This is a genomic window from Nocardia violaceofusca NBRC 14427, assembly GCF_963869435.1.
GTDB lineage: Bacteria > Actinomycetota > Actinomycetes > Mycobacteriales > Mycobacteriaceae > Nocardia > Nocardia aobensis.
The window spans coordinates 1-15,904 of record NZ_CAWMPM010000044.1; the positions used below are offsets into that span (position 1 = coordinate 1).

Sequence of the window (15,904 nt, forward strand, 5' to 3'; positions counted from 1 at the left end):
GGCCGCGGCGGCTGACCCGCCGCACCCGGCTGACGCTTGAGCATATTGGCGGCCAGACCCGAGGTCGGCTGCGCCGTAGGGGAGCCGCCGCGCTGGGGCAGATTCGCGTTCGGCTGCGCCTTGGGCGCCTGCGGTCCGTTGGCACCCGGCTCACGCTGCGGCAAGCCCGTGCCCGGCTCGGCGTCGGCGAGCGGATGACGCGCGGTCGGTCCGTTGGCCCCCGGCTGCCGCTGCGGCAGCCCGCCCGGAACCGCACCGCCCGGCTGGCGCTGCGGAAGTCCGCCCGCGGCCGAACCGTTCGCCGCGGCGGCGGCACCGTTGGTGCGCACCGTGCGGTCGTCGCCGGCATCCGCGGACGGCGTGATCGGAATCGGCCCGCTCACGCCCGGATCCACGGTGACCATCATGTTGCCGCTCGGAGTCCGGGTGACGCCGCGCATCTGCATCGACGACGCCGCGGACGGCCGCTGGGTCGGCACCGACATCTGCTCACCGGACTGATCCGGCAGCGAGACCGTGCCGCCCGCCGGCGCCACGATGATCGCCTTGGGCACGTGCACGGTGACGGTGACGCCCGGGTCGCGGGCGGTGTCGAAGGTCGGGCGCAGGCGCACGTTGAGGCCGTGCCGCTCGGCCAGCCGGCTGACGACGAACAGGCCCATGTGACGTGCGGTGTCCGCACCGACCTCGGCGGTCGTTTCCAGGCGCCGGTTGATCGATGCCATCTCCGCGGGCGGCATACCGATACCGCGGTCGGCGACCTCGATCAGCAGACCCTGGTCGTGGGCCTGGGCGAAGGTGAACTTGACGTCGGTCTCCGGCGGCGAGGCCCGCAGCGCGTTGTCGAGCAGCTCGGCGAAGAGGTGCGCCAGGTCGGAGGCGGCCGGTTCGGTGATGGCGCCGCGCGGGGTGGCGCCCAGCTTCACGCGCTCGTAGTCCTCGACCTCGGAGATGGCGGCACGCAGCACGTCCGCGATCTCGACCGGCGCGGACTTGCTGCGCCGCTGCCGGGTACCGGCCAGAATCAGCAGGTTGTCGCCGTTTCGGCGCATACGGGCGGCGAGGTGGTCGAGCCGGAAGAGGTTCTCCAGCAGGCGCGGGTCCTTCTCGTCGTACTCCATCGCCTCGATCAGCGAGAGCTGATGGTCGACCAGCGACTTCGACCGGCGCGCCAGGGTTTCGAACATATCGTTGACCTGGGTACGCATGGAGGCCTGGTCGGCCGCCAGGCGCAGGGCCTGACCGTGGATGTCGTCGACCGCGCGAGCGAGCTGGCCGACCTCTTCCTCGGTGTGCACCGGCATCGGCTCGAGCGGCACATCCTCGGGGCTGGCACCGTCACGCAGGCGCGAGACCTCGTAGCCGAGGTCGTGCTCGGCGACGCGCAGCGCGGCCAGGCGCAGCTTGCGCAGCGGCACGATCATGGCCCGCGCGACCAGCACGGCGAAGATCAGCGCGGCCAGAATCGTCAGGACGACGATGACGGCGTACTGAATGGCGCCGGCCCGGGCGTTACCGGCCAGGTCGTTCACTCGCGAGGTGATGTCCTGGGTCGAGGAACCGACGATCTTGGTGTAGCCGTTCAGGCTGTCGACCAGCGACTGCTTGATATCCATCAGCGGCAGCTGACCGACGTCGACGTTCGGCCCGCTGGTCATGGTGATCCGGTTCTGCAGCAAGCCGTTCAGCTCGGCGATCGTCGGATCGTTCTCGGGCAGGCGCTTGGCCAGCAGGTCGAGCATGTACTTCTCGGTGTTGCCGGCGACCTGGAAGTCGTGCAGACCGCCCTTGGCGTCACCGGTCAGGGTCTTGGCCGAGGCCGCGATCTCCTGGACCATCACCGCGCGGGTGTTCAGCGAGTCGACCAGGCGCAGCTTCGCCGCGTCGACGCCGGGGTCGGAGATGGTCGAGACGATCTCCTCGACCGTGCGGACGCTGTTCTGACGGATCGCCTCTTCCTGGGCGATCGCGTCGGCGAGGACCGGCGAGGGTTTGGTGCCCTGATCGCGCACCGCCTGGGCGCCCTTGATCATCTGCTCGATCGCATCGCGCGCACCCGGAACGCCGTCCAGCTTGGCCGTGGCCTTCTGCGCGGTCTGGATGGCGCCGTCCAGTCGGGTCAGGTCCGCGTCCTGCACCAGCGACTGGGTCGGGCTGATCGCGGCCATCTGACCACCGGCGACCGTGGCCGCGGCACCACTCAGGCCGGTGACGGCCGGAATCGCCTCGACGTGCTCGACCGCCCGATCCAGGTGGCTCGAGTCACTGAACTCGGACGCGATCCTGGAAGCACCGAGTACCACCGCGACGAGCAGCGGCACGGCCAGCACGGCCGTAACCTTCCAGCGCAGGTCCCAGTTGCCGAGCGCCCAGCGCTTCCCAACGGGCCTAGCGGCGTCACGCATCTCCAACTCACTTTCCAAACTGGCCCCAGCCACGCGCCATCGGCGAGCCTCCACGATCGCACGCGCGGCTCGATAAGCAGAACGGGCCGGGAACTGCGGCTGGCCGAGAAATTGCGTCCATGACGGCCGAAATAGGTGACATGCGATTCTAACGGATCAATAACTTCTTGTGTGACCTCTTGGCAACCACCAGCCGTTGACCTGGCTGTTCCAGCCAAAATCAAAGGTCGCGGCGGCCGCCCGGACGTCGCGTGAAGTCTGCCACAATCAGGCTGATCTATCGAGGCGGGCATCGATGCGAGGCAGGGAGTCATACGGTTGAACGCGAAGCAGGAGTACCGGCCCACCTACCAGACCAGCCTGGTCGACCCGTCGGACTTCTGGCGTAGCGCGGCCGAGGCGATCAGCTGGGACGTTGCGCCCGAACAGATTCTCGATACCACGGCACGACCGACGGCTCGGTGGTTTCCCGATGCTCGCCTCAACACCTCCTACAATGCCCTCGATCGGCATGTGCGCGATCTCACAGCGGAACCCGCCTCGACGAACGACGATACCGATACCGCCGCCGAAACGGGCATTTCCGAAAAAACGGGCGGTCGCGCGGATCAGCCCGCCTTAATATATGACTCCGCTATGACGGGCGCCACAGTCGTCTACACCTACGCCGAACTGCTGGCCGAGGTCGCCCGGTTCGCCGGCGCCATGCTGCGGCTCGGGGTGCGTACCGGCGACCGCGTGGTGATCTACATGCCGATGATCCCCGAGGCCGTCATCGCGATGCTGGCCTGCGCGCGGATCGGCGCGGTGCATTCGGTGGTCTTCGGCGGATTCGCCGCGCACGAACTGGCCGCCCGCATCGACGACGCCGAACCCGTCCTGATCGTCACCGCCTCCGGCGGCCTGGAACCGAACAAGCGCCTCGAGTACCCGCCGATCGTGCTGCAGGCACTCGACCAGGTGCAGACCACCGCGCCGCGGAATGTGGTCGTGAAGCAGCGCGAAGGCTTTCCGACCATCCGGTTCGCCGCCCCGCAGCCGGCCACCGACACGCTGCCGGATTCCACCGCCACCATCGCGGCCCGCTGGCTGGATTGGGAGGACATGGTCCGCGACGCGGAACCGGCCGACCCGGTGCCGGTGGCCGCGACCGATCCGCTCTACATCCTCTACACCTCGGGCACGACCGGAAAACCCAAGGGCGTGGTGCGCGACAACGGCGGCCACGCGGTGGCGCTGGCCTGGTCGATGCGCAATATCTACGACGTCTCCCCGGGGCAGGTGATGCTGACCACCTCCGATATCGGCTGGGTGGTCGGCCATTCCTATATCGTCTACGCCCCGCTGCTGGTCGGCGCGACGACCATACTGTTCGAGGGCAAACCGATCGGTACGCCCGACTCCGGCACCTACTGGCGGCTGGTCGAGCAGTACGGGGTGCACGTGATGTTCACCGCCCCCACCGCATTGCGCGCGATCCGCCGCGCCGATCCGGATGCCGCGCTGGCCCGCCGCCACGATCTGTCCTCACTGCGCGCGTTGTTCTGCGCCGGCGAACGGCTCGACCCGGCCACCTACGAGTGGACCCGGGAGACGGTGCTGGCCGACCTGCCCGACTGCCCGGTGGTCGACCACTGGTGGCAGACCGAAACCGGCTGGCCGGTATGTGCCAACCCGCTCGGTCTACAGGAGCTGCCGATCAAACCCGGCTCGGCCTCGGTTCCGGTCCCCGGCTACCGGCTGCGCGTCCTCGACTACGAAGGCGATGCGGTGGCCACCGGCGCCGAGGGCAATATCGTGATCGGGCTCCCGCTCCCGCCCGGCTCGCTGACCGGCCTGTGGCGCGACGACGAGCGCTTCGGCCGCTCCTATCTCTCGGCCTATCCCGGGCACTATCTGACCGGCGACTCCGGCTATTTCGACGAGGACGGGTATCTGTACGTCCTCGGCCGCAGCGACGATGTGATCAACATGGCCGGGCATCGGCTCTCGGCCGGCGGCATCGAGGCCGCGATCTCGGGACATTCGGCGGTCGCGGAAACCGCGGTGATCGGAGTGCCCGACGAACTGAAGGGACAGCTGCCGATCGCCTACGTGGTGCTCAAGAACGGCGTCGACATCGAACTGGCGCAGCTGCGTGCCGAGATCATCGCCCGGGTGCGCGAGCAGATCGGCGCGATCGCGACCCTGCACGACGTGACGGTGGTCCGGGCGTTGCCGAAGACTCGATCCGGAAAGATCCTGCGCCGCACCATCCGCCAGATCGCCTCGGGCGAGACCTGGGAGATGCCCGCGACCATCGAGGATCCCGCGGTGCTCATCGCGCTGGAGGATCAACTGCTCGCCGGGACCGATCCGACCGCCGACCCGGCGGCGGAGACCACGGCCGACCCGGCGGCGAGCACGAACGGCTCGAGTATCGGTTCCTGATCGGGGCATCCGAGTGCAGGGCGCGCGCCCGGCCCGGTTCAGAGTCTTCTCAGAATCGGTTCACGCACGCCCCAGACTCCGGCGATACCGTGCCGGACACGTACGTGCCGACGCACAGGGAGAAAGAAACATGCGCATTCGCGGATTTGCCGCAACCACCCTCACCGCCGCGGGCCTGGCCGCCGGGGCCGCCCTGCTGGTCCCCGCCACCGCATCGGCGGGTCCGACCGAACTGGTTGCGCCGCTGCTGAATTCGACCTGCAGCTTCGCTCAGGTCGACGCCGCCCTGCACGACAAGGCGCCGCAGCTGGCCTCGATCCTGGACAACAACCCGGACCAGAAGGCCGAGCTGAAGGCGAAATTCGATCAGCCCGTGGAACAGCGCCGGGCCGAATTCCAGCAGTATCTGGCCCAGCATCCGGACGAGGCGCAGCGCGCCCAGCAGGACCCGCGGGCCGCCGGCCTGAGCCGGACGATTCAGGAAGTCGCCGATTCCTGCCACAACTACTGACCCGGGCACCGGGCAACTCGCGCGGGCCTCGGGCCACCCCCCGGGGCCGCGCGGTCAAATTACACTGCACACCGTGGCGAGCAGCGAGAATCCGACGGTGCTGGTGGTCGACGACGACGAGGATGTGCTGTCCTCGGTGGAACGCGGTTTGCGACTGTCCGGATTCCGGGTGGTCATCGCCCGCGACGGCGCCGCGGCCCTGCGCAGCGTGGCCGAACAGTCGCCCGACGCCATCGTGCTCGATATGAACATGCCGGTGCTCGACGGCGCCGGCGTGGTGACCGCGCTGCGTGCGATGGGCAACGAGGTGCCGATCTGCGTGCTCTCGGCGCGCAGTTCGGTCGGCGACCGGATCGCCGGACTGGAATCCGGCGCGGACGACTATCTGGTGAAACCGTTCGTCCTCGCCGAATTGGTGGCGCGAATCCGGGCGCTGCTGCGCCGCCGCACCGATACCGCCCCCGCCGCGGCGCCGGGCTCGATCACCGTGGGCCCCTTGGAAATCGATGTGGCCGGCTATCGCGCCCTGTTGCACGGTAACGAAATCGAGCTCACCAAAAGGGAATTCGAACTGCTGTCCACTCTGGCCCGCAATGCCGGGGTGGTGTTGAGCCGGGAACGACTGCTGGAGCTGGTGTGGGGGTACGACTTCGCCGCGGACACCAATGTGGTGGACGTCTTCGTCGGCTATCTGCGCCGCAAACTGGAGGCCGACGGCACGCCCCGGCTGCTGCACACCATCCGCGGCGTCGGTTTCGTGCTGCGGATGCCGAAATGACCGGTGCGCCCGCCGAAACGACCTGTGCGGGTGCGGGATGACCGCACCGGGACGGCGGCGCTTCGGGCTGCGACACTCCTATTCGCTGCGCACCAGGGTCGCCGGGGCGGCGGCATTGGGCGCGATCATCATCACCGCGGTGTTGAGCTGGGTGTCGGTGGTGGCGCTGGGCCGCAACAATCTCGCCCAGGCCGACCAGGAATTGAACATCGCCTCGCGCATCGTGCTGATGCAGCCGCTCATCGCGGTCGGAGTGCTGTCGCTGGTGACGCCGAACAAGGATATGGCGGTGACGGTGCGCGACCACGGGGAGATCATCGCCTCCACCAGCGTGCGCCTCCCGGCCGAGGACCCGGGTTCGCATACGGTCACGCTGGGCGGCACTCCGTTCCGGGTGCTGACCACGACCGAGAATCAGCCCGAGGGACGGACCGTATCGATCGCGATCCCGCTGACCGACGCCTATCACACCATGTCCGAGCAGCGGCGCTGGGTGCTGTTCGCGGCCGGGCTGGCGGTGGCCGCGGCGGCCGGGCTGGGCTGGGTGTTCGGTGGTGGCGCGGTGCGCCCGATCCGCGATCTCACCCGGCAGGTGAGTGCGCGCAGCGGCACCAGCACGGCCGAGGTCCGGGTGGACGGATCCGGCGTCTGGGAGGCCGAAAAGCTCTCCGAGGCAGTGAATTCGCTGCTGGAGCGCGTGCAGTTCGCCCAGGCCGAAACCGCGGCGGCACTCGAGACGGCCCGCGATTTCGCCGCCGTCTCCGCGCACGAACTGCGTACTCCGCTCACCGCGATGCGCACCGACCTCGAGGTGCTGCGCACCCTGCACCTCGACGAGCAGCAGCGGGCGGAGATCCTCGACGATCTGCAGCGCAGTCAGGGCCGGGTGGAGGCCACGCTGGCCGCGCTGGAACGGCTCGCCGCCGGCGAGCTGACCGACGAACGCGACCATGTCGAAACCGATGTCGGCGATCTGGTCGATCACGCCGCCCACGATGCGATGCGCCACTTCCCGGAACTCAGCGTCCGCATCGAGACCGATCCCGAACTGATCACCCGCGGCCTGCCGACCGGACTGCGGCTGGCGGTCGACAACGCGCTCACCAATTCCGCCCGCCACGGCGGCGCCACGCAGGCGCTGGTGTCGGCCCATCGCCGCCCCGACGGCTGGATCGTGATCTCGGTCGACGACAACGGCGCGGGCATCCCGGCCGAGGAACGACGGACCGTCTTCGACCGCTTCATCCGCGGCGCCAACGCCACCAAGGGCGGCTCCGGTCTGGGCCTGGCCCTGGTCGCGCAGCAGGCCCAATTACACGGTGGGCGAGCCTATTTCGACGACGGCACCCTGGGCGGGGTGCGCTTGGTGCTGGAATTGCCGGACCGTCGGATGTCCGCGCCGCCACCGCCGGAATCCTGATTCGCCCGAGTTCCCTCACAGAACCCTCAGATATCGGCCAGTACTCGCGCATTCATCGTCGCTACCGTCGAACGGCGTGGCAGATAGACGTTTTCGCTGGACAGTGCTCGGTGTGGTGACCCTGGTGGTCGCCGGCGCGGTGACGGGCGGGGTGATCGCCGCCACCCGCGGTGGCGCCGCGCCGACCGATATCGCGATCGTCAACGCGGATACCGGCCCCGCCGGTGCCCGCATCGTGAAGGCGCTGCAATCCGAGGACGACACCTGGATCGTGGCCGAACCCGGTGCCCGCACCACCGATCATGCCGCGGTGATCACCCTGCCCGCCGACCTCAGTTCGTCGTTGGCCACCCTCGCCACGGCGCAACCGCATCGGGCCCAGCTGACCGTGGCCACCAACGAACACGCCGACACCGCCGCGGTCGACGATGCGGTCGCGGCGGTGACACGGCGAATCGCGGCCGCCGGCGTGGATCAGACCCTGGGCGCGGTCGCGAACGCGCGCGGTTCGATGCAGCAGGCCGCCTTCACATCCCAACTGCTCGACGCGGGCGTACGGACGGCCTCCGACGCCGCCGGACAGTTCACCGGCGGCGCCCAGCAGATGCTGGGTTTCCTGGATTCCGCGAAATCCGGTGCGGCGACGCTGACTTCGCAGCTCGGCCAGGTACACAGCACTCTGGGACAGGCGACGAATCAGGCCGAGAACATGGCCGGCGCCGTCGATGCCACCGGACTGACCATCGGGCAGATCAGTGCCGGTGCGAACACGATGAGTACCGGGCTCGACCAGGTCCTGCCGCTGCTGCGAGCGCTGCCGTTCGCGGCGGATCCTCAGCTCACCGACATCATCGGCAAGCTGGAGGCGCTGCGCTCGATCGCCGGCCAGGCCGACACCCAACTGGCGGGCGTGGCCCGGCTGACCGGGAGCAGTACCGATCCGAACACCGGCCTCGGCACCATTCTGCGCGATGCCGCGAACCGGCTGACCGCGGCCACCGCCCAGCTGGACCAGGGCGCCGCCCTGGCCGGGCAGATTCCGCAGCTCGCCGATCAGGCGAGCACGCAACTGCAGGGTGCGCTGCGGGCGGTGACCGGCGGGGTCACCCAGATGCAGCAGATTTCGACGAATCTGACCGATCAAACCGGCAAGGCCCTCACCGCGTTACCGGCACACAGCACATCCCAGCAGTCCGTCCTGGCGACGAATCTGTCGGATCCGGTCGAGATCGTCCGGCAGTGAACGTCCTTATTCGACGACGTTCAGCAGATCGATGACGAAGATCAGCGTCTTGCCCGACAGCGGGTGGCCCGAGCCCTCGGGACCGTAGGCCAGCTCCGGCGGGATGGTCAGCTGGCGGCGGCCGCCGACCTTCATGCCGGGAATACCGTCCTGCCAGCCCTGGATCAGGCCGCGCAGCGGGAACGTGATGGATTCGCCACGGTTCCAGGACGAATCGAATTCCTCGCCGGTGTCGTAGGTGACGCCCACGTAGTGCACCTCCACGGTGCCGCCGGGCACGGCTTCGGCTCCGTCGCCCACGACCAGATCCTGCACTTCCAGCGTGGTGGGCGCGGGGCCTTCCTGGAACTCGACTTCCGGCTTGGTCATGCGTCCTCTTCCGTTGCGATGGATAAATCGTTCTGTGGATAAACCAATAAAGAGTTCACCATAGCGTTGCCCGCCAAACCGTGTTTCACACGACAGTTGGCTCGGCCGAATTCGCGGCCAGGGTGCAGGATAGGTTGCCGTGGCCCACGTGATCGATATCGTCGACCCCGGCGACCCTCGGGTCGCCGACTTCCGCGACCTCAACTCGGCCGACCGGCGGCCCGACCTTCCGGGCGGGAAAGGCCTGGTCGTGGCCGAGGGCGTGGTGGTCGTGCAGCGCATGCTGGCCTCGCGTTTCCAGCCGTTCGCCCTGCTCGGGGTGGGTCGCCGATTCGATCAGCTCGCCCCCGACCTCGCCGGTGTGGACGTCCCCTATTACCGGGTCGGCGCCGAGGTGATGGCCGAAATCGTCGGATTTCACCTCAATCGCGGCGTCCTCGCCGCCGCCTGCCGACCACCGGAACTGCTGCCCGAGGAAATCCTGGAGACCGCTCGCACGGTCGCCGTGCTCGAGGGCGTCAACGATCACGAGAACATCGGCTCGATCTTCCGGAACGCGGCCGGACTCGGCGCGGACGCGGTGTTGTTCGGCGACCGCTGCGCCGATCCGCTGTATCGCCGCGCGGTGCGGGTGTCGATGGGGCACGTGCTGCGCGTACCGTTCGCGTCGCTGCCGACCTGGCCCGACGGCCTGCATACGCTGCGCGAGCTCGGTTTCCGGATCATCGCGCTGACGCCGAATCCGGCGGCGGTGAATCTGGCGACCGCGATGACCGGCGACCGGGTGGCGCTGCTGCTCGGCGCGGAAGGCCCCGGGCTGACCGAGGCGGCCATGCGCGCCACCGATATCCGCGCCCGGATTCCGATGACCCCCGGCACCGATTCGCTCAATGTCGCGACCGCGGCCGCGATGGCTTTCTACGAAAGGGTGCGGACCTCGTGAATCGACCGCTGGGCCGCCCGGAAGCCACTCCCGGCGAACCGACACCGTGGGCGGCGGGCATCGCCGTGGCCGTCTTCGTCGCCGCGCTGACCGCCGCCGGGGTGTACTCGTTCGGTGTCGCACTGGCCCATGTCCATTGGACGCTCGCGGTGGCGGTGAACGTGATTGCCGTCGCCGGTACCGCACCGACCGCGTGGCGCTGGCGCCACACCCCGGTCACCCGCTGGGTGCTCGCCGGACTCGGCGCCGGGGTGCTGATCGGCTGGGTCGTGCTGCTGATCGACGCTGCGGCCCACTAGATTTCGCGCTCGAGGTTTCGCGATCACAACACGCGGTCGCGGCCGCGCAGCCAGCCGAACCAGCGCTTACTCGCCGGAATCGTCACCGACGTCTCCCGGGTCGCCGGTGCGGGCGCCTGCCCGGCGGGATAGAGGCTGAATCCGCACACCTCGATCCGGTCCGGAAGCAGTGCGTCGCCGCAAGCGCCGGCCCGATAACGGAATCCGAGCCACTCCTCGTTCGCGGCGTCGGCGAATTCCGGCGGGTCGAACGGCAGGATCTGCGGATCGGGAAAATCACCGGGCCGCAGCCGGACCGGATGGTCGCCGGCCCAGTACTGGCGCTCCCACACCAGCGGCAGCCCTTCGTCCTCGACGATGTCGACCCGGGTGGCGCTGAAGGCGCGGCGGAATTCCCCGCGCTCCCAATGCGCGAACGCACCCCAGCCCAGTGCGACGTCATAAGACACCAGATAGGTGTGCTCGGAGGCCAGCGGCCGGATGAGCAGTTCCGGCAGCCGGGTCGGGTGGCTGCGCGCCGCCTGCACGGTACAGACCACGGTGACGCCCGGGAAGCAGCCGATGTACATCGAGCCGGGATCGGGGCCGGCCCAGACCTTCAGGGTGCCGGAGGCGGCGGGCACGACGTCGTGGTCGGGATTGAGCTGTTTGGCCAGTGCGAGCGCGGCCTCCGGGTCGGGATCGGGGTGGGAGCGCAGGACCGCAGCCGGGTCCGGGTCGTCGACGTACCAGATCGACGAGGCTGTGGATGGCACCTGCGACACCTCCCGAGCTCGAACGGGTAAGCGTGGTTACTCCCGAGCAATCGCGGGAGCCGAACCACATCCGCCGCCGCGGCCTGCTCGCTGTGCGCCCGACGAGAATCGGACGCATACGAAAAATCTACTCCCCCAACAGCGGAAACACCGACGCTTCTGACTTCTGCCGCGCGTGTCAACCCCCGTTTCCCAACATTCCGGCGACAACGCGCCCGAACGAGGGTGAATACGCCGAACGGACTTCGCGGCGGAGACCGATGGCCTCCGCCGCGAATTCGATGTGACCGGCCGGGATTTCGTACCCGGCGGGGGACTCAGTGTCCGGAGCTACGCACGCCGAGCAGCACATCCTCCCAGGACGGCATCGGCGCCTTACCCCGCTTGGCCCGGGCCGTCTTCTGCGGTGCGGGCTTGGTCTCGGGCTTGGTGTTCGCTGCCGCGGCGGTGGACTTCGCGGCCGGGACCGTCTCCGGCTCCGCCGCGACGGCGGGCTCGGGATCCGCTGCCGGAGCGGCGGGAGCGGCCGGTTCGGACGGCTCGGCCGGAGCCGTGGGCGCCGCGGCGGCCGGCGCGGCCGGGAGCGCCGGGGTCGCGGGAGCCGTCGGCGCCGTCGTGCTCGGCGGATTCGCCGCCACGGTGCTCTTGGCGCTGACCGGAACCGCCGTGCCGCCCACGGCGGCCCGCTGCTCGAAGTACTCGTCGAAACCGGCCTCGCCCGTCTCGGCCACCGCGGTGGTCTGAACGGGCCCCGCCGACACCGGTTCCACCACCGGGGCGGGCTCGGGCGCCGGCTCCGGCAGGATGGTGGCCAGCCCGCGCAGCGCGCGGCCGAAATCGGGATCGATGAGGTCCGAGGCCGGATCGTCGAGCGGCACCACCGAGCCGCCGTGCGCGTCCGGCTGGTAGCGCCAGTGCGCGGCGATCACCGAACGGCCCGCCTGCCACTGCAATTGGGCCACCCAGTAGTTCTTCTCGTCCTTCCAGGCGTCCCATTCGGCGATATCGATATTGTGGCCGCGCTCGGCGAAGGCGGCCGAGACGATCTCGATCAACGTCTCCACGGCGGGACCGTCCTTGCGCACCGGATGCGCCTTCTGCGCCAGCTCGGCCGCGCGGGCACGCTCGAGCAGCACGGGGTAGGCGAAACGCTCCACCCGGCTGGCCGGCATACCGGACTCTTCGGTGACCTGCTCCACCGACGCACCGGCACGGATCCGAGCCTGAATATCGCGAGGACGCATGGTCGCCTCCGTTTCGATCTCGATCTGGCCGAATCGGGCAAGGTCTCCACGCGCGGCGGCACGCAGCTTCTCGTCGGCGGCGAGCCGGTACTTCTGACCGGTCTCGGCATCGACGCACACGATGTGCGCGGAATCGGGCGTCAATCCGATCACTCGAAGTTCACGCACCGTTACCTCCTTATCGCTGCGTCGATCACAGCTGCGCCGAGCACCGACTAGCTCGCGACACCGCCCACGTTCTGGAACAGTAGTGCACTTCTGAGATTCGTGTGGCAAGACACGCGGCCTGAAATCTACCGCCGCGGTGCTGGGGACGACTAATCTGCTCTGTTTCCACGCTCACCGGCCCGCGCCCCGGCAAACTTCCGGCACGATTTCGGTTGGCGCACACCAACACAGCGTAAACGCGAAAGCCGCGGATTTCGGTGACGAAATTCCGCGACTTTCGCGAGCTTTTTATCCGAGGGCCGTGGCGATCAGGCGCTGATCTGCTGCACCACCCAGTCGATGGAGCGGGTCAGCTGCGACACGTCCTCGGGGTCGATCGCCGGGAACATGCCGACGCGCAGCTGGTTGCGGCCCAGCTTGCGGTAGGGCTCGGTGTCGACGATGCCGTTGGCGCGCAACACCTTTGCGACCTGCGCCGCATCCACCGACGGGTCGAAGTCGACGGTGCCGACCACCTGCGAGCGGTGCGCCGGCTCCGCGACGAACGGGGTGGCGAATTCGCTGGACTCGGCCCAGGAATACAGCCGCGACGAGGAATCGAGGGTCCGCTTCACAGTCCAGTCCAGACCGCCGTTGTTGTTCATCCACTCGATCTGATCGGCGAACAACAGCAGGGTGGCCAGCGCCGGGGTGTTGTAGGTCTGGTCCTTGGTGCTGTTGTCGATCGCGATCGGCAGCGAGAGGAATTCGGGGGTGTAGCGACCCGAATCCTTGATTTCGGAGACTCGCTCCAGCGCCTTCGGGCTCATCAGCGCGACCCACAGGCCACCGTCGGAGGCGAAGCATTTCTGCGGCGCGAAGTAGTACACGTCGGCATCGGCGATATTCACCGGCAGACCGCCCGCACCGGAGGTGGCGTCGATGGCGATCAGCGCGTTGTCCGAGCCGGCGGGCCGCTGCACGGGAACCGACACACCGGTGGAGGTCTCGTTGTGCGCCCACGCGATCACGTCGGCGACCGGGTCGGAGACCGGCTCGGGCGCGGTGCCCGGGTCCGAGGAGACCACGATCGGATCGCCGATGAACGGGTTGCGCTTGGCCACCGCGGCGAACTTCGAGGAGAACTCGCCGTAGGTGAGGTGCAGCGAACGGTCCCGGATCAGGCCGAAGGCCGCGGCGTCCCAGAACGCGGTGGTGCCGCCGTTGCCGAGCACGACCTCGTAGCCCTCGGGCAGCGAGAACAGGTCGCGCAGGCCCGAACGGACGCGCGCGACGACGTCCTTGACCGGCTTCTGACGGTGGCTGGTACCCATCACGGACGCGCCGACCTCGACGAGGGAGCGCAGCTGTTCGGGACGGACCTTGGACGGGCCGCAGCCGAACCGTCCGTCGGCGGGCTTCAGATCGTCGGGAATGCTCGGAAAGGCAGCGGTCATGGGCTCAAGCCTAGAGCGTGATGTAGGTCTCGCGCGTGGGTGGGTCGAGGTTGTGCACACGGGTGCGACGGGCTCGCCGGAACCGCGCAGATGTCCGTAACGCCGTGTCGGCGCACGGCCGCCCGTTACCGTTGGGCAATGAGCATGACAGGGCGGGAGCGACCGGACTCCACGGGCATCTCCGCCGCATCCGCGGCATCGGGGCCCACCGCGGTTCCCCAGGATGACGCGGACGGATCGACCCGGTCCGGTAGCGGGGGGCCCGGCCTGCGCGCGCGCCTGGTCAAGCGGCTCGAGGGGGCCGGATTCATGCTGCGTACGGGCATGCTCTCCGATGGAGCGCGCCACGAATTGCTGTTGCGCGGCCTGCCCGGGAAGGCCACGATTCTCGGGGTCCGGCCCTGCCGGACCCCGACCTCGGCCCTCCCCGTCGACGGCGCGCGGAAACGGACGGCGGCCGCGGGCCGGATCGATACCGGCTATCGCTTCTGGGTCCGGATCCAGCTCGACGGCGCACCGCCGTACGAGACCCGGGTGCGGCAACGAGTGAGCGACGCCGACCGGGAGTCCATGCAACCCGGCGATGTGGTCGGCTGCCGCGTCGATCCGGGTGATCGGGAGCGGCTGGTGCTGTACGTGCCCGGCGTCACGGAGGCGACGCGGGTCAGCATTTCGAAGATCCTGTCCGCGGGCCGACGCGCCGACGCGACCGTGCTGGCCGCCACGCCGATCGCCGCCGACTATTCGGGCCGCGACGATCCGGTGCTGCGGCTGGATCTGGAACTGCGCGCCTGGGACGAACCGCAGCCGTGGCGAGTTCGGATCGTGCAGCCGGTGCCGCTACCGGCGATCGAACTGGTCGATCTGGGCCGGCATCTCGAGGTCGCGTTCTTCGCCGTGGACCGCGGCGAGTCGGTAGCCGTGGACTGGGAGGCCTCGGCCGAACTCTGAGGCGCGCAACGTGCGGCTCAGGGCAGTTTGACGAATTCGAAACCGCGCGAACGCAATACCGGCAGCACCACCGACATGCCCTCGGCGGTACCGGATTTCGGGCGGTGCATATGGGCGATCGAGATCGCGCCGGGCTGCGCCGCCGACATGGCGGTGCGCACCTGCGCGGCCGAGAAGGTCGCGCCGGCGTCACCGTTGATGCTGAAGCCGACCGGTGTCTCCCCCAGATCCCGCACGATGGCGACCGCCACATCGTCGTAATGCGCGGTGCCCGCGCGGAAGAACCGCGGCGGATGCCCGAGCAGCCGGGTGAGCCGCTCGTGATTGCCCCACACCTCGTCGATCGCCTGCTGCGGGGACGCGGTGCCGGCGATGCCGTAGGCGGTGTGGCCGGTGACCGAGAGCGGACAGTGCCGGGTGCCGTGGTTGGCGAGTTCGAACAACGGATTGGCGGCCAGCTGCTCGGCCCGGCGCGGGTCGGCGTCGATCCAGCGCTTGTTGAGAAACAGCGTCGCCGGAATGTCATGGGCGACGAGGTAATTCATCAGCTCGGTGTTGATCTCGTCGTTGTCCGGTCCGCCGCAGGCGTCGAACGTCAACGCCATCTGCTTACCCTGCGCCGGGATCGAGGTGATGATTCCGGGCAGGTCCATCCCCCATCCGGTGGGCTGCCGTCCGGCATAGCGCGCGGCCACGGCCACCGGATCGGGCTGTGCGGACAGCGCCGCCGTCACCGGACTCGCCGCCGGCGGAACCGAGGGGTGCACCGGCGCGGGCGGCGCCGTGGAGATGATCGTCTTGACCGACGAATTCCCTTCGGCCGTAGCGCATCCCGCTGCGGCGAAACCCGCGGCTACCGCCGCGCCCGCTGCCAGAAGCCGACGTCGCGACAGTTCTGCACCACCCACGCGAGCAGATGCTACGGCAGAGAAGCGACGAGCGCCTCCGCAGA

14 protein-coding genes are annotated in these 15,904 nt (G+C 69.1%); 8 read left to right on the forward strand and 6 right to left on the reverse strand.

The genetic code is table 11. The features are described 5' to 3' along the window. The coding region (locus AC5592_RS31150; protein ID WP_157122350.1) for a HAMP domain-containing sensor histidine kinase at positions 1-2,405 on the reverse strand (2,405 nt) is incomplete at its 3' end. 318 nt (positions 2,406-2,723) lie between these two features. Here AC5592_RS31150 and AC5592_RS31155 point away from each other — a divergent pair. The 5 genes from AC5592_RS31155 to AC5592_RS31175 all read left to right on the forward strand — a co-directional run bounded on the left by AC5592_RS31155 (position 2,724) and on the right by AC5592_RS31175 (position 8,787). Further along, on the forward strand, positions 2,724-4,835 hold the full coding sequence (locus AC5592_RS31155; RefSeq protein WP_063066256.1) for an AMP-binding protein: 2,112 nt from the start codon (positions 2,724-2,726) through the stop codon (positions 4,833-4,835). A gap of 130 nt (positions 4,836-4,965) precedes the next feature. Then, entirely contained in the window at positions 4,966-5,346 is a 381-nt protein-coding gene (locus tag AC5592_RS31160) for a hemophore-related protein (RefSeq protein WP_051024243.1), read from the forward strand. Between the two features lie 73 nt (positions 5,347-5,419). After that, positions 5,420-6,124: a response regulator transcription factor gene (locus tag AC5592_RS31165; protein WP_036498012.1), complete on the forward strand. Its 705-nt coding sequence runs from the start codon at positions 5,420-5,422 to the stop codon at positions 6,122-6,124. Between the two features lie 37 nt (positions 6,125-6,161). Then, a complete protein-coding gene (locus tag AC5592_RS31170) occupies positions 6,162-7,544 on the forward strand; it encodes a sensor histidine kinase (protein WP_063066257.1) in 1,383 nt (460 codons plus the stop codon). 76 nt (positions 7,545-7,620) lie between these two features. Beyond that, a complete protein-coding gene (locus AC5592_RS31175) occupies positions 7,621-8,787 on the forward strand; it encodes a YhgE/Pip domain-containing protein (RefSeq protein WP_036498010.1) in 1,167 nt (388 codons plus the stop codon). Positions 8,788-8,793: 6 nt separating this feature from the next. On the opposite strand, the gene AC5592_RS31180 is transcribed toward AC5592_RS31175, so the two are convergent. Beyond that, complete coding sequence (locus tag AC5592_RS31180; RefSeq protein ID WP_036498008.1) at positions 8,794-9,156, reverse strand: FKBP-type peptidyl-prolyl cis-trans isomerase; 363 nt, start codon at positions 9,154-9,156, stop codon at positions 8,794-8,796. Between the two features lie 139 nt (positions 9,157-9,295). Here AC5592_RS31180 and AC5592_RS31185 point away from each other — a divergent pair, with 139 nt between their 5' ends. Together AC5592_RS31185 and AC5592_RS31190 are read left to right on the forward strand one after the other, a co-directional pair. Further along, positions 9,296-10,099, forward strand: a complete 804-nt coding sequence (locus AC5592_RS31185) for a TrmH family RNA methyltransferase (RefSeq protein ID WP_036498007.1) — start codon at positions 9,296-9,298, stop codon at positions 10,097-10,099. Further along, positions 10,096-10,398: a DUF2537 domain-containing protein gene (locus AC5592_RS31190; RefSeq protein ID WP_232329631.1), complete on the forward strand. Its 303-nt coding sequence runs from the start codon at positions 10,096-10,098 to the stop codon at positions 10,396-10,398. The genes AC5592_RS31185 and AC5592_RS31190 overlap by 4 nt, the downstream gene beginning before the upstream one ends. Positions 10,399-10,421: 23 nt before the next feature. Here the strand turns inward: AC5592_RS31190 and AC5592_RS31195 are convergent, their stop codons facing one another. From AC5592_RS31195 to serC, 3 genes are all read right to left on the reverse strand, one after another. Continuing rightward, positions 10,422-11,153, reverse strand: coding sequence for a DUF6928 family protein (locus AC5592_RS31195; RefSeq protein ID WP_036498014.1), 732 nt, complete (start codon positions 11,151-11,153; stop codon positions 10,422-10,424). Positions 11,154-11,470: 317 nt separating this feature from the next. After that, on the reverse strand, positions 11,471-12,565 hold the full coding sequence (gene sepH, locus AC5592_RS31200) for a septation protein SepH (protein ID WP_063066258.1): 1,095 nt from the start codon (positions 12,563-12,565) through the stop codon (positions 11,471-11,473). A gap of 308 nt (positions 12,566-12,873) precedes the next feature. After that, complete coding sequence (serC, locus tag AC5592_RS31205) at positions 12,874-14,001, reverse strand: phosphoserine transaminase (protein ID WP_063066259.1); 1,128 nt, start codon at positions 13,999-14,001, stop codon at positions 12,874-12,876. Positions 14,002-14,139: 138 nt separating this feature from the next. Between serC and AC5592_RS31210 the strand changes: the two genes are divergently transcribed. Beyond that, on the forward strand, positions 14,140-14,952 hold the full coding sequence (locus tag AC5592_RS31210; RefSeq protein ID WP_232329632.1) for a hypothetical protein: 813 nt from the start codon (positions 14,140-14,142) through the stop codon (positions 14,950-14,952). 17 nt (positions 14,953-14,969) lie between these two features. Here AC5592_RS31210 and AC5592_RS31215 read toward each other — a convergent pair whose 3' ends face one another. After that, positions 14,970-15,860 carry a polysaccharide deacetylase family protein gene (locus AC5592_RS31215; RefSeq protein ID WP_232329633.1) on the reverse strand — a complete coding sequence of 297 codons (891 nt, stop codon included), beginning with the start codon at positions 15,858-15,860 and terminating at the stop codon, positions 14,970-14,972. Positions 15,861-15,904 lie beyond the last annotated feature (44 nt).